The following is a 13,142-nucleotide window of genomic DNA, read 5'->3' on the forward strand; positions in this document are numbered from 1 at the left end:
AGCGAACTCAACGGCAGCAGGGATGCGGTGCAAGCCCGGCGGGCCGCGCCGGCACGAGGCGTGCCGACGCGATCCGCTTGCAGCCGTCCGCGCGGGATCACGCCGCTTTGGCGAGAAAATCCTCGGCGTAGTGGCAGGCGACCTGGCGGCCGTCGATCTCGCGCTTGTCCGGGCGCTCCGCCCGGCAGCGATCGGTGACATGCGGGCAGCGCGTCGAGAACACGCAGCCCTTCGGCGGGTTGAGCGGGGAGGGCAATTCGCCGCGCAGGATGATGCGCTCGCGCTTGCCGGCATCGACGCGTGGCGTCGAGGCGAGCAGCGCCTGCGTATAGGGATGCAGCGGGCGCGCGTAGATGCGCTCCTTCGGCCCGTGCTCGATGGCATTGCCGAGATACATCACCATCACGTCATGGGCGATGTGCCGGACGACGCTGAGATCATGCGAGATGAAGAGATAGGCGAGCTTCAGCTCGTCCTGGAGATCGGCGAGCAGGTTCAGCACCTGCGCCTGGATCGAGATGTCCAATGCCGAGACCGGCTCGTCCGCGACCACGACCTTGGGCGAAAGGATCAGCGCGCGGGCGATCGCGATGCGCTGGCGCTGGCCGCCCGAGAACATATGCGGATAGCGGGCATAGTGCTCGGGGCGCAGGCCCACCTTGGCCATCATCGCGCGCGCCTTCTCGGTGCGCTCAGTGGCGGAGAGGTCCGTGTTGATCTTGAGCGGCTCCTCCAGGATCGTCCCGATCTTCTTGCGCGGGTTGAGCGAGCCATAGGGGTTCTGGAACACGAACTGCACGGTGCGGCGCAGATGCCGGCGCTTGTCGGCCGGCGGGTTGATCGCGTCCAGCCCGTCGAGCGTCAGCGCGCCCGAAGTCGGTGTCTCGATCAGCGTCGCCATACGCGCCAGGGTCGATTTTCCGCAGCCGGACTCGCCGACGACGGCGAGCGTGCGCCCCGCCTCGACCGCGAAGGAGACCTTGTTCACAGCCTGCAACTGCGCCGGCGCCTTGAAGAGCCCTTGCTTGACCGGATAGATCTGCGTCAGCTCGCGCGCTTCGATCACGGGATTGCTCATCGCGCGGCCTCCTGCGCCTGGCCGGCTTCGTCGCGGGCGCGATCGGCGTCGCGCTGGGGATCGCCGAGCGGATAGTGGCAGCGCACGCGTCCATCCGCCCAGTTGCGGAGCTCCGGCTGGATCAAGCGCGAGTGATCGGTCGCATAGGCGCAGCGCGGCGAGAACAGGCAGCCCTTCGGCCGGTCGTTCAGGCCCGGCACCATGCCGGGAATGGTGGCGAGCCTAGTCGCATGCTCGCTGCGCTCCGGCAGGGCGGCGAGCAGGGCGGCGGAATAGGGATGCTGCGGGTTGGCGAAGAGCGCGTCGACCTTGCGCTCCTCCATGATCTGCCCGGCATACATCACCATGATGCGCTGCGCCGTCTCGGCGACGACGCCCATGTTGTGGGTGATCAGCACGAGCGCCATGTTGCGCTCGCGCTGGAGCGACATCAGCAGGTCGAGGATCTGCGCCTGGATGGTGACGTCGAGTGCGGTCGTCGGCTCGTCGGCGATCAGCAGGCGCGGATTGCAGGCGATCGCCATCGCGATCATCACGCGCTGGTTCATGCCGCCGGACATCTGGTGGGGATAAGCCTTGAGGCGGCTTTCCGGCGCGGGGATGCCGACCTGTTCGAGCAATTCGATCGAGCGGCGCTTCGCCGCCTTGCCGTCCATGCCCTCGTGCTTCCTGAGCGTCTCGGCGAGCTGGAAGCCGATGGTGAAGCAGGGGTTCAGGCTGGTGCTCGGCTCCTGGAAGATCATCGCCACGTCCTTGCCGGTGAGCTGGCGGCGCTCGCGGGCGGAGAGGGTCAGGAGATCGCGGCCGTCGAAGCGCAGCTTGTCGGCGCGGACGCGGCCGGGATAGCCGACGAGGCCCATCAGCGCGAGCATGGTCACGCTCTTGCCGGAGCCGGATTCGCCGACGACGCCGAGCACCTCGCCCTCCTCGAGGGTGAGGTCGATGCGGTCGACGGCGCGCAGCGTTCCCTGGGAGGTCGGGAATTCGACGCTGAGGTTTTCGATTTCGAGCAGGGGCATGGGGTCAGCGCTTCAGCTTGGGGTCGAGCGCATCGCGCAGGCCGTCACCGAGAAGGTTGAAGGCGAGCACGGTGATGAGGATGGCGAGGCCCGGGAAGGTGACGACCCACCAGGCGCGCAGTACGAATTCGCGGGCGTCGGCGAGCATCGTGCCCCATTCCGGGGTCGGCGGCTGGGCGCCGAGACCGAGGAAGCCGAGCGCCGCAGCGTCGAGGATCGCGGTGGAGACGCCGAGCGTCGCCTGCACGATGAGCGGCGCGGCACAGTTCGGCAAGATCTCGGAGAACATCAGCCGGACGGTCTGCGCGCCCGAGACCTGCGCAGCGACGACATAGTCCTTGCTGGCCTCGGCGATGACGGCGGCACGGGTGATGCGGACATAGTGTGGCAGCACGACGATGGCCACAGCAAGCATCGCATTCATCAGGCCGGGGCCGAGGATCGCGACGATGACGATGGCGAGCAGCAGGCTCGGCATGGTCATCAGGATGTCCATCAACCGCATGATCGCGATATCGGCGATGCCCTTGAAATAGCCGGCGATGAGGCCGAGCACGATGCCGACGACGATGGCGAGCGCCACGACCGCGATACCGATCACCAGCGAGAGCCGCGCGCCGTAGAGCAGGCGCGAGAGGATGTCGCGGCCGATCGCGTCGGTGCCGAGCGGATAGGAGAGCGAGCCGCCCTCCTGCCAGAACGGCGGCTTCAGGAAGACCGCGTTGTTGGTCAGGTTCGGCTCATGCGGCGCGATCAACGGCGCGAACAGGGCGCAGAGCAGCACCAGCACGATGACGATGAGGCCGGCGACGGCGCCGCGATTGGCGCTGAAATAGGTCCAGAATTCGCGCAGCGGATGGGGCGGCGCGACGTTCGGCACGGCGGCCGGGGTTTTGAGGGTCTCTAGGCTCATGCTGCGAGGCTCCGATGGGAGCGAAGGGTGAAATGACGGTTCATCGGGCGTGCCTGATGCGCGGGTTGATCAGGCCGTAGAGCAGGTCGACGAAGAGGTTGACGCTCATCACGACGACGCCGAGCAGCAGCGTGCCGCCCTGGAGGACCGGATAATCGCGCCGGCTGATCGCCTCGATCAGCCATTTGCCGACGCCGGGCCAGGAGAAGATCGTCTCGGTCAGGATCGCGCCGGTGAAGAGCGCGCCGACCTGCAGGCCGATGACGGTAACGATCGGGATCAGCGCATTGCGCAGCGCGTGCAGCGCGACCACCCGAAGCGGGGCCATGCCCTTGGCCCGCGCCGTGCGGATATAGTCCTCGCCCAGAACCTCCAGCATCGCCGAGCGGGTCATGCGCGCGATGACGGCCAATGGCACGGTGCCGAGCACGATCGCCGGCAGGACGAGATGCGAGAGGGCCGACCAGAAGGCATCGATATCGCCGGCGAGCAGGCTGTCGATGGTCAGGAAGCCCGTCACCGGTTCGATGAAGTACTGCACCGCGATGCGGCCCGAGACCGGCGTGATGCCGAGCTGGACCGAGAACAGCAGGATCAGCAGCAGGCCCCACCAGAAGATCGGCATCGAATAGCCGGTGAGCGAGATGCCCATCACGCCATGGTCGAAGATCGAGTTTCGCTTCACCGCCGCGATGATGCCGGCCGGAAGCCCGATGATCAGCGCGAGCAGGATGGCGCAGATCGCGAGCTCGATCGTCGCCGGAAAGAGCTGACCGAATTCGGACAGGACATTCTCGCGGGTGACGATCGACTTGCCGAGATCGCCCTGCACGACGCGCTCGATATACTTGCCGTACTGGACGAGCAGCGGCCGGTCGAGGCCGTACTCGGTCAGGAGCTGGGCATGGCGGGCGGCGTCGATGCCGCGTTCGCCGGCCATGGTCTCGATCGGGTCGCCGGGGACGAGACGGACGAGGAAGAAGGCCAGCAGCGTGATGCCGATGAAGGTCGGGATGACCAGGCTCAGCCGGGTGAAGATGAAGCGCAGCATGGTTCTGCCGATGTTTTTGGCCGGCGCGAAAGGATCGTTTCACGCCGGCAGGTCGTTTGGATTTATTGCAATGTCGAGCTGTAGCCCAGCGCAAACACCAAAAAGCGCTGGAGATCAAGAATATCGTCCGCCACATAGCGGATCGTGAAGCTATCCACCCGCTCCACGAGCTTCAGCATGACCAGATACTCGACCGGCTGGCGGAAGAGGAAGCTGACTTCCAGCGTGATCGGCCCGGCGATGCGATAGGGCTTGATCGAGGCCCGCCGCGCGATCGCGCGCTTCACGCCATCCGCGATCAGCTCATAGGAGGCTTCCGGCATGAGGGTGCGGGCCGACTGGCGGCTATGCGCCCATTTCACCGTCACGCCCTCGATATCGGGCAGGAAGCCCTGGGTCTCGGCGATGGTGGCGTCGTCGCCGCTGACGAGCAGGACGGGCACGTCGAAATGCCCGGCGATGGCGGCATTGATGCCGGCCTCGGGCACGGCGGTGCCGTTGACCCTGACCTCGCGCAGCGTGGCGCCGCGGAAGGTATGGGCCAGCACGCCTTCGGGATTGGTCGATCCCGTGTGGTAGCCGATGAAGAGCGCGCCGTCATAGGCGCCGGCCTCGACGCCCTGCATCATCGAGAGCGGCCGCGGATGGGCCCGAACGAGCTGCACGTCGCGCGGCAGCCGCTCTAGCAGCAGGTTCTGCCCCCGGCCGTGACTGTCGGCGATCACGACCTCGCTGGCGCCGCTGTCATAGGCGGCCTGCGCAGCGGCGGTGACGCTGTCGGTCATCCAGACGCGGGCGGCCTGGTATTCGAAACCCTCCACGAGGGTCTGGTCGCGGGTGACGACACCGGCGATGCCTTCGATATCGGCGGAAATGTAGATGCGCATGGCGAGGAAGCTCCGGGAAGGCGCTGCACGGCCCGCATGACCGCGCAGAAAATCGGCCGCGGCAGCGGGGAGCTGCCGCGGCGAGAGCGCGGGAGGATTACTTGGCGACGGAGACGCCGTAGAAGGGCTGCCCGCCGAAGAAGTGAATCTTGTAGTCCTTCACTTCCTTGCGCGCCGGCGTGAAGGCCTGTGCATTGGCGAAGAGCAGGCCGGCGACATCCTGGTGGAACAGCTCCTGGAAGCGCTTGTAGAGCTTGGCCCGCTCGCCCTGGTCGGTGATCGTGCTGGCCTTGGCCAGCGCGTCCGAGGCTTCCTGGTTGCACCAGCGCGCGCGGTTGGCGCCGCTCTTCACGCCCTCGCAGGTCCAGCCCGAAAGTAGGATCTGGCTCGGATCGGGATAATCCCAGGTATAGCCGAACATGCCGACCTCATGGTCGCCGGCCCGGCCGCGCTTGAGATATTCGCCCCATTCGAAGCTCTGGATCGTCGCCTTGACGCCGATCTTGGCCCAGTCGGCCTGGATCAGCTCGGCCGCGCGCCGGCCGTTCGGCATATAGGCGCGCACGACGGGAATCGCCCAGAGCGTCGTCTCGAAGCCGTTCTCCAGGCCGGCTTCCTTGAGCAGCGCCTTGGCCTTCTCGGGGTCGTAGGGGCGCGGCTTCAGGTCCGCGTCATGCGACCAGAGCGAGGGCGGCACCGCCGCCGCGGCGATCTTGCCGGTGCCCTGATAGACCGCGTCGATGATCGCCGGGATATTGGTCGCATAGGCCAGCGCCTCGCGCACCCGCTTGTCGCCGAAGGGCTTCTTCTGCTGGTTGAAGGCGAGGAAGCTCTGATCGGCGATGCTGCCCTGCAGCAGGTTGATCGAGGCTTCCGCTTTCATCGCCGGCAGGTCGCCGGGATTGGGATAGCGCGCGATCTGGCATTCGCCGGAGCGCACCTTGGCGAAGCGCACCGAGGCGTCCGGCGTGATCACGAAGATCAGGTCGTTGACGAGCGCCATGCGGTCGCGGTTGCCCACCGCCTTGGTCCAGTGGTCCGGCACCGCCTTGAAGCGGATCACCGCGTCCTTCTGGTAGGAGAGCAGCGAGAACGGCCCGGTGCCGATCGGCAGGAAATCGATCTGTTCGGGCGTGCCGGCCTTCAGCATCGCCGCTGCATATTCAGCCGAAAGGATCGACATCGGCTCGACCGAGAGCGCCGAGAGCAGCGGCGAATTCGGCTTGGTCAGGGTCAGCTTGACCGTGTAGTCATCGACCTTCTCGAGCGCCTTGAAGCTCGGCTTCACGATCTCCGCGAAGAAGCTGAAATTGCCGCTGCCGACCTTGTGGAAGGGGTTGCTCTCGTCGAACATGCGCCCGAACGAAAAGATCACGTCGTCGGCGTTGAAGTCCCGTGTTGGGGTAAACGCCTTGCTGGCGTGCCATTTCACGCCCTTGCGCAGCTTGAACGTATAGGTCAGCCCGTCGTCGGAGGTCGTCCAGGACTCGGCGAGACTCGGGATGATCTGCGATCCCCCGCGTTCCGTTGCCGTCAGCCGCTCATAGACCTGCGCGGCGACATCATAGGCGGTGTTCTGGCCGCTGAACTGCGGGTTCAGGTAATCGGGACTGGCTTCGGAGCAGACGACGAGCGCCTGGGCGCTGGCGAGCGCGGGCAGCATGAGGGCGCTGAGCCCCAGCGTCAGGGCAAGGGAGCGGGCGCGAACGGACATGGGCGGTTCTTTCGGCAGAGGCAGGGGAGGCGGATCGGGCGCGGGGCGTCGTGCCCCATCGTCTCCGCCTCTCGGAACGCGGCCCCGCCGGGGCCGCGTCATCTGGCATGCATCAGCCGCGCCAGGGCGTGGCGCGGCTGGCCATTCGGCTCACTTGCCGATGTCGACGCCGTAGAAGGTGTGGCGGCCGAACGGCGAGAGCTTGTAGTCCTTCACTTCCTTGCGGACCGGCTTCAGCTGGACCGCATGGGCGATGGTGAACCAGGGGGCCTCACGCTTGAAGACCACTTGCGCCTGCTCGTAGAGTTTCGTGCGTTCGGCCTGGTCGCTGATCGTCTTCGCCTTCGTGACGAGCGCCTGGTATTCTTGGTTGCACCATTTGGCGACGTTGCCGCCCCCCGGCGCCGCGGCGGCGCATCCGAGTAGCGTATCCAGGAAATTGTCCGGGTCGCCGTTGTCGCCCGTCCAGCCGAACATGCCTGTCTGGTGCTCGCCCGCTTGCAGGCGCTTCCTGTATTCGCCCCATTCGAAGGTCTTGATCTCGGCCTTGATGCCGACCTTGGCGAGATCCGCCTGCATCAATTCGGCGATGCGCTTGGCGTTGGGGTTATAGGGGCGCTGCACCGGCATGGCCCAGAGATCTGTCTCGAAGCCGTTGGGGTGTCCGGCTTCGGCCAGGAGCTTCTTGGCCGCCTCCGGATCATAGGGATCGTCCTTGACCGAGGCATTGTAGGACCACATCGAGGGCGGGATCGGGTTCGTCGCGGCGACGCCGGTCGAAAGATAGACTGCGTCGATGATCGCCTTCTTGTTGATCGCCATATTGAACGCGTGGCGGACCTTGACGTCGTCGAAGGGCTTCTTGGTGGTGTTGTAGGCGAGATAGCCGATGTTCAGGCCGGGCTGCTCCAGGATCTGGACATTGGCGTCCTTCTTGATCGCGTCGAGATCGGCCGGGTTCGGATAGGGCATGACATGGCATTCGCCCTTCTGGAGCTTGGCCCAGCGCACCGAGGCGTCCGGCGTGATCGCGAAGATCAGGTCGTCGATCTTGGCCTTGCCGGCCCAATAGTCGGGATTGGCCTTGTAGCGGATGATCGCGTCCTTCTGGTATTGCACCAGATAGAAGGGGCCGGTGCCGATCGGGTCCTGGTCGAGCTTATCCGGCGTGCCCGCCTTCAGCATGGCGTCGGCATATTCCTTCGACTGCACGCTGGCATATTGCATGGCGAGGTCGGCGAGGAACGGCGCCTCCGGATGGTTCAACGTGAACTTGACCGTATAGTCATCGACCTTCTCGACCGATTTCAACAGCTTGGGCATGCCCATATCGTTGAAATAGGAGTGGTTCGAGCTGGTCACCTTGAAGAACGGGTGATCTTCCTTCCACTGCCGCTCGATCATGAAGATGATGTCGTCGGCATTGAAGTTGCGCGTCGGCTTGAAGGTCTTGTTGGACTGCCACTTGACGTTCTTGCGCAGGTGGAACGTGTAGGTCAGACCATCCGGCGAGATGTCCCATTTCTCGGCGAGCGCCGGCTGGACCTTGGTGCCGCCCCGCTCGAACTGCACGATCGTGTCATAGATCTGGGTGTTCGCATCGAAGGACGTGCCGGTGGTGTTGACGCTCGGCGCGAAGTTCTCGGGGCTGCCCTCGGAGCAATACACCAGGGTCTTGGCCATCAGCGGCTGCGCCGCCATCAGCGCGGAGGCCGACAGCGTCGCCAACAGAATTGTCTTCATGGATGTCTCCTTGAACGCCTCTCCGCCCTACCCGGGCGGTGAACGGCCCCGTTGTATCGGAAGCTCCTGGGGCGAAAGTCCCCGGGCCGCCTTGTCTACAGCTTATTGAAAGAACGGGGGCGCGGATAGCCGTCTCGGAGGGCTCGCCGGCCGGCTCCGAGGGCAGGGTAAACGATTGTGCGGGAACGGATTCCGGCTGGAGCAGCGGAGGCTCGCCCTGCCACTGGGAGGTTATTCGAAAGTCTATGGGCGGCAGGCGGGCGCGTTGCGCGGCGCCCGCCCTCAGAGAACTTCGCGCACCCTGACCAGTGTCGTATCCATATGGCGGCCGATCGCCTCGGCGAGAGCCTCGCCATCGCGCCTCAGCAGGGCCGCCATCATGTCCTCGTGTTCGGCGACCGCTCCGGCCCATTTTTCCGGGCCTTCGTTGCCGACGAAGCGCAGGCGCTTGATCCGCGATTGCAGGGTTGTGTGCATCTCGGCCAGCACCGCATTGCCGGATGCGGCGACGATGGCGCTGTGGATCGCTTGGTTCAGCTTGAAATAGTCGAGCCGGTCGCGCGTCGCGTAGAGGGCGAGCATGTCGCGGTGCAGCGTGTGGATCGCCTCGATCGTGGCGTCGCTGGCCTCCGCGCAGGCGATCCGCCCGCCGAGCTGCTCCAGGCTCTTGATGACCTCCAGGATATCGGCGAGGTCGCGGGCCGAGAACTTGCGGACGATCGCGCCCTTGGCCGGCAGGATCTCGACCAGCCCCTCGCTGGCGAGCGTCTTGATCGCCTCGCGCAGCGGCGTCCGCGAAACGCCGAGCTGGGCGCCGACCTGACCCTCGTTGATGCGCTGGCCGGGTTCCAGCCGCCCCTCGATGATCATGTCGCGCACGCGCTCCAGCACCTCGTCATGAAGGGTGCGGCGCGTGATCGGGGTGTAGTCGGCCGCCGTCTCGCTCATCGTTGCTCCCGTGTTTCCGGCCTCTCCGTTACGGCATGCGGCTTCCGCGCTGTCAAACCGGCGCGCCGTTCTCTGCGAAGAAGAGCACATCCTGCCGTCGGCGCATCGCCAGCAGCCCGGAATCCGCGGGGATCGCGACGTCGCCGAGACGGATAGCCTCGCCGGCCTTGACCGGGCGGACGAGCGTCCGGTCGGCCGCGAGATAGAACGGGGCAGGGCGGTCGTTCGCGAGCGCTGCCGCAGGCCTCACCTCGGCACCGACGCCGTCGATGCTGTGATGGTGCCCGCCCATCGTCAGGATCGTTCCGGCCGCGAGGTCGTGCTGCGCCACCGCGACGAGATCCTGCCTTGGCCGATAATCGTCGCCATAGCCCGAGCGGCCGAGGCCGGCGGCATCGAGGATGGAGGTCACGACCTCCACCCCCAGCAGGTGGCGCGGCAGGTAAAGCGCGGCGGTCTTGCCGCTGCGGCTGACGACATGGCCCTTGCCGGCGAGCATCTCCCAGGTCTCGTCATTGTCGCAGCGTACGACGATGAAGACGCCGCCCGCGAAGCTCGCTTCCTCGGCGAGCCGCAGATGGTGGAACACGTCGATCCGGCGCGTGCCGCCCATCAATCCGCCTTCGCGGTGCTCGGAGAAGAGGTCGGCCAGCTCCGGCACGCGGGCCGGCGGCGCATGGAAGCCGGCAGCATCGGCCGAGAAGCCGAGCGCATTGGCGACGAGCGTCATCTCGCAGAGATCGGGCACGGCGCGCAGCGGGAAGGCCTCACCAAGGATGCGTGCGCGCTCCGCTGCGGTGGCGACGATGGAACGCGAGCCCGGCAGCCAGTGCTCGCGCAGCGCCGGCAGCGAGCGGGTCACGCCGTTGCAGGTGACATTGCCGGTCGCCGCATCGAGAACGAAATCGTATTCGCTCGACTTGCCGGCGGCGATGATCTCGAGGCCGATCACCTCGGCCCAGCTCGCCAGCGCGATCAGCAGGCTCGGCTGGTCGCCATCGACCGGGGTTACCACGACGCCCTTGTCTCGGGCGAGCCGCGCCAGTCCCGGCCCGACGACGCTGTCGGCCTCCTTCGAGACCAGCGCGACATGGCGGCCGGCATCGATCGCGGCGAGGCTGTGCCGCGTCGCCGCTTCCGGGCTGCCGGTCGCCTCGACGAGAAGCGCGAAAGGCAGCTCCATGACGGTGTCGAGGCTCGCCGCAGCGACGCAGCGCCCGGCATTCCAGGCAGCCTTCGCCTCGGCACCGGTCGTGCATAACGCGATTTCGGCAGGCGCGAAGCCGGCCGCAGCGAAAGCCTTTCCCGCCGCTTCGGCGGTCACGTCCACCGCGATGCGCGCATTGACCAGCCGCGTCCGGCGCGACTGCGCGAGATAGCTGCGCCCGAAGCTGCCGCTGCCGACGAGGCAGGTGTCGACGGGTTCGGTGATGCCGGCGTAATGCGCATGAAAATTCATCGGCCCTCCTTCGGCGCGGCAAATCCGCAGCTTGCGCCTGCCGAATGACTACATCGGTTTTAATATGCTGCATACAGCATACTTGAGCGAGCGAGCTCCCTGTGTTAGCCAACGGAGCCAGAAGAACGGATAGGCAGCGGAGTGGCGGCCATGAATGAGCGGACGAATGACGCCTTGCCGGTGATCGCCGTGGCGATGGGCGATCCCTCCGGCATCAGCCCCGAACTGACCGCCCGCATCCTGTCGGAAGCCGATCTGCGCGGCTCCGCGCGCTATGTGGTCTTCGGCGACAAGCGTCTGCTCGATCTCGGCATCAAGGACGGCGGCGCCGATCCGCAGGTTCAGGTCGTCAGGGATGGCGACGCGCTGCCGCTCGGCGACAAGCCCGTCTTCGTCGATCTCGCCAATCACGACCCAGCCGATCTCAAGCGCGGCACCGCGACCCTGGCCGGCGGCAAGGCCGCGACCGAGAATTTCCGCCGCGCGCTGCAATTCGCAGCCTCAGGCCAGGCCGATGCGGTGTTCTTCACGCCCTTCAACAAGGCGGCGATGCGCTTCGCCTATCCCGGCTATGACGACGAGATCCGCTTTGTGCGCGATGCCATCGGTTTCGAGGGCGCCGCGAGCGAGTTCAACATCCTCGACAAGCTCTGGAACGCCCGCGTCACCTCGCATATCCCGCTGTCCGAGGTCGCGCAGAACATCACGCAGGAGCGCATCCTGCGGGCGCTGACGCTGGCCGATGCCAATCTGCGCGCCGCCGGCTTCAACCCGCCGCGCATCGCGGTCGCCGGCATCAATCCCCATGCCGGTGACGGCGGCAATTTCGGCCGCGACGAGATCGAGACGATCGAGCCGGCGGTGAAGGCGGCCAAGGCCAAGGGCTTCACGGTCGAGGGGCCGTTCCCGTCCGATACCGTCTTCCTACGCGCCAAGAACGGCGATTTCGACGCCGTGCTGACGATGTATCACGACCAGGGCCAGATCGCGATGAAGCTGATCGGCTTCGACCGCGGCGTCACCCTGATCGGCGGCTTCCCCTTCCCGATCTGCACGCCGGCCCATGGCACGGCCTATGAGATCGCAGGCCAAGGCATCGCCAATCTCGGCGCGACCCGGGCCGCGCTCGCGCTCGCCATCAAGATGGCCCAGGACGGAAAGGCGAGGGCGCGCGCAGCAGCCTGATTTTCCAAGCGTTTCGACAAAGCCGCCGGCAAGAGCGGCCTCGCACAATCAAAACCCAGGGAGAGAAACCATGAAGACCATCGCCATCTCGGCTGTATTCGCCGGCGCGCTCACGCTCGGCGGCATCGGCGCCGCGCAGGCCTGGGAGCCGACCAAGCCGATCGAGTTCGTCGTGACTTCCGGCGCCGGCGGCGGCACCGACAATTTCGCCCGCATCATCCAGTCGATCATCACCAAGCACAAGTTCACCGAGCAGCCGATCGTGGTCGTGAACAAGGGTGGCGGCTCGGGCGCCGAGGGCTATGTCTATGGCAAGGGCGCCAAGGGCGATCCGAACCGCGTCATTTTCGGCACCAATAACGCCTATCTGCTGCCTTACGTCGCCAAGCTCGGCTACAAGGTTTCCGACCTGACGCCGGTCGCGGCACTGGCGCTCGACGAGTTCCTGCTCTGGGTCAAGGGCGATGCCCCCTATGCCGACGCCAAGGCCTATATCGAGGCGGTCAAGGCCAAGCCCATGGGCTTCAAGATGGGCGGCAGCCAGTCCAAGGACACCGACCAGACCCTGACCTCGATGATCCAGGACGCCACCGGCGTGAAGTGGATCTATGTGCCGTTCCAGGGCGGCAGCGCCGCGGCCGTGCAGCTCGCCGGTGGTCATATCGACTCCAACACCAACAATCCCAACGAGAATATCGGCCAGTGGAAGGCCGGACAGGTGAAGCCGCTCTGCGTCTTCTCGCCGGTGCGCCTCGCCAAGGGCGAGCCGGTCTTCGAGGGCAAGGGCTGGGGCGATATCCCGACCTGCAAGGAAGCGGGCCTGCCGCTGGAGACCTTCCAGATGCCGCGCACCGTCTGGCTGCCGGCCGACGTCCCGGCTGATGCCGTGACCTATTATGCCGGCCTGCTGGAGAAGGTCTCCAAGACCCCGGAATGGCAGGAATTCGTGACGCGCACCGCCCAGACCGCCAAGTTCATGAAGGGCGCGGAGCTCGCCGATTTCGTCGCCAAGGACGAAGCGGCGAACAAGAAGGTCTTCGAGAACGAAGGCTGGGTCGCGAAGTAAGCTGGGATCGGCGCGAGCCGATCTTCCCCGGAATCGCGCGGTCATCCCGGGCTTGACCCGGGATCCAGGCCGGAACCTT

General features: G+C 66.1%; 11 protein-coding genes. 2 read left to right on the top strand and 9 right to left on the bottom strand.

Features of this window, described 5'->3' with window-relative positions; genetic code table 11:
* Nucleotides 1–97: 97 nt before the first annotated feature.
* The 9 genes from ACFJGT_RS00245 to ACFJGT_RS00285 form a co-directional block, all read right to left on the bottom strand.
* A complete protein-coding gene (locus tag ACFJGT_RS00245) occupies nucleotides 98–1,078 on the bottom strand; it encodes a peptide ABC transporter ATP-binding protein (RefSeq protein WP_377844626.1) in 981 nt (326 codons plus the stop codon).
* Nucleotides 1,075–2,097: an ABC transporter ATP-binding protein gene (locus ACFJGT_RS00250; RefSeq protein WP_377844628.1), complete on the bottom strand. Its 1,023-nt coding sequence runs from the start codon at nucleotides 2,095–2,097 to the stop codon at nucleotides 1,075–1,077. The genes ACFJGT_RS00245 and ACFJGT_RS00250 overlap by 4 nt, the downstream gene beginning before the upstream one ends.
* Before the next feature lie 4 nt (nucleotides 2,098–2,101).
* A complete protein-coding gene (locus ACFJGT_RS00255) occupies nucleotides 2,102–3,010 on the bottom strand; it encodes an ABC transporter permease subunit (RefSeq protein ID WP_377844630.1) in 909 nt (302 codons plus the stop codon).
* Between the two features lie 40 nt (nucleotides 3,011–3,050).
* Nucleotides 3,051–4,061: an ABC transporter permease subunit gene (locus ACFJGT_RS00260; RefSeq protein ID WP_377844632.1), complete on the bottom strand. Its 1,011-nt coding sequence runs from the start codon at nucleotides 4,059–4,061 to the stop codon at nucleotides 3,051–3,053.
* A gap of 62 nt (nucleotides 4,062–4,123) precedes the next feature.
* The gene (locus ACFJGT_RS00265; RefSeq protein ID WP_377844635.1) at nucleotides 4,124–4,948 is read right to left on the bottom strand and encodes a M55 family metallopeptidase; all 825 of its coding nucleotides are present in this window, start codon (nucleotides 4,946–4,948) and stop codon (nucleotides 4,124–4,126) included.
* 97 nt (nucleotides 4,949–5,045) lie between these two features.
* Nucleotides 5,046–6,662, bottom strand: coding sequence for an ABC transporter substrate-binding protein (locus ACFJGT_RS00270; protein ID WP_377844638.1), 1,617 nt, complete (start codon nucleotides 6,660–6,662; stop codon nucleotides 5,046–5,048).
* Nucleotides 6,663–6,812: 150 nt separating this feature from the next.
* Nucleotides 6,813–8,405, bottom strand: a complete 1,593-nt coding sequence (locus ACFJGT_RS00275) for an ABC transporter substrate-binding protein (RefSeq protein ID WP_377844641.1) — start codon at nucleotides 8,403–8,405, stop codon at nucleotides 6,813–6,815.
* Between the two features lie 282 nt (nucleotides 8,406–8,687).
* The gene (locus tag ACFJGT_RS00280; protein ID WP_377844644.1) at nucleotides 8,688–9,353 is read right to left on the bottom strand and encodes a GntR family transcriptional regulator; all 666 of its coding nucleotides are present in this window, start codon (nucleotides 9,351–9,353) and stop codon (nucleotides 8,688–8,690) included.
* 52 nt (nucleotides 9,354–9,405) lie between these two features.
* Nucleotides 9,406–10,812: a flagellar biosynthesis protein FlgA gene (locus ACFJGT_RS00285; RefSeq protein WP_377844646.1), complete on the bottom strand. Its 1,407-nt coding sequence runs from the start codon at nucleotides 10,810–10,812 to the stop codon at nucleotides 9,406–9,408.
* Nucleotides 10,813–10,962: 150 nt separating this feature from the next.
* Between ACFJGT_RS00285 and ACFJGT_RS00290 the strand changes: the two genes are divergently transcribed.
* Together ACFJGT_RS00290 and ACFJGT_RS00295 are read left to right on the top strand one after the other, a co-directional pair.
* Entirely contained in the window at nucleotides 10,963–11,997 is a 1,035-nt protein-coding gene (locus ACFJGT_RS00290) for a 4-hydroxythreonine-4-phosphate dehydrogenase PdxA (protein ID WP_377844648.1), read from the top strand.
* A gap of 70 nt (nucleotides 11,998–12,067) precedes the next feature.
* On the top strand, nucleotides 12,068–13,063 hold the full coding sequence (locus ACFJGT_RS00295) for a Bug family tripartite tricarboxylate transporter substrate binding protein (RefSeq protein WP_377844650.1): 996 nt from the start codon (nucleotides 12,068–12,070) through the stop codon (nucleotides 13,061–13,063).
* The last annotated feature ends 79 nt before the right edge of the window (nucleotides 13,064–13,142 follow it).

This window comes from Allobosea sp. UC22_33 (genome assembly GCF_042700715.1).
Classification (GTDB): Bacteria; Pseudomonadota; Alphaproteobacteria; order Rhizobiales; family Beijerinckiaceae; genus Allobosea.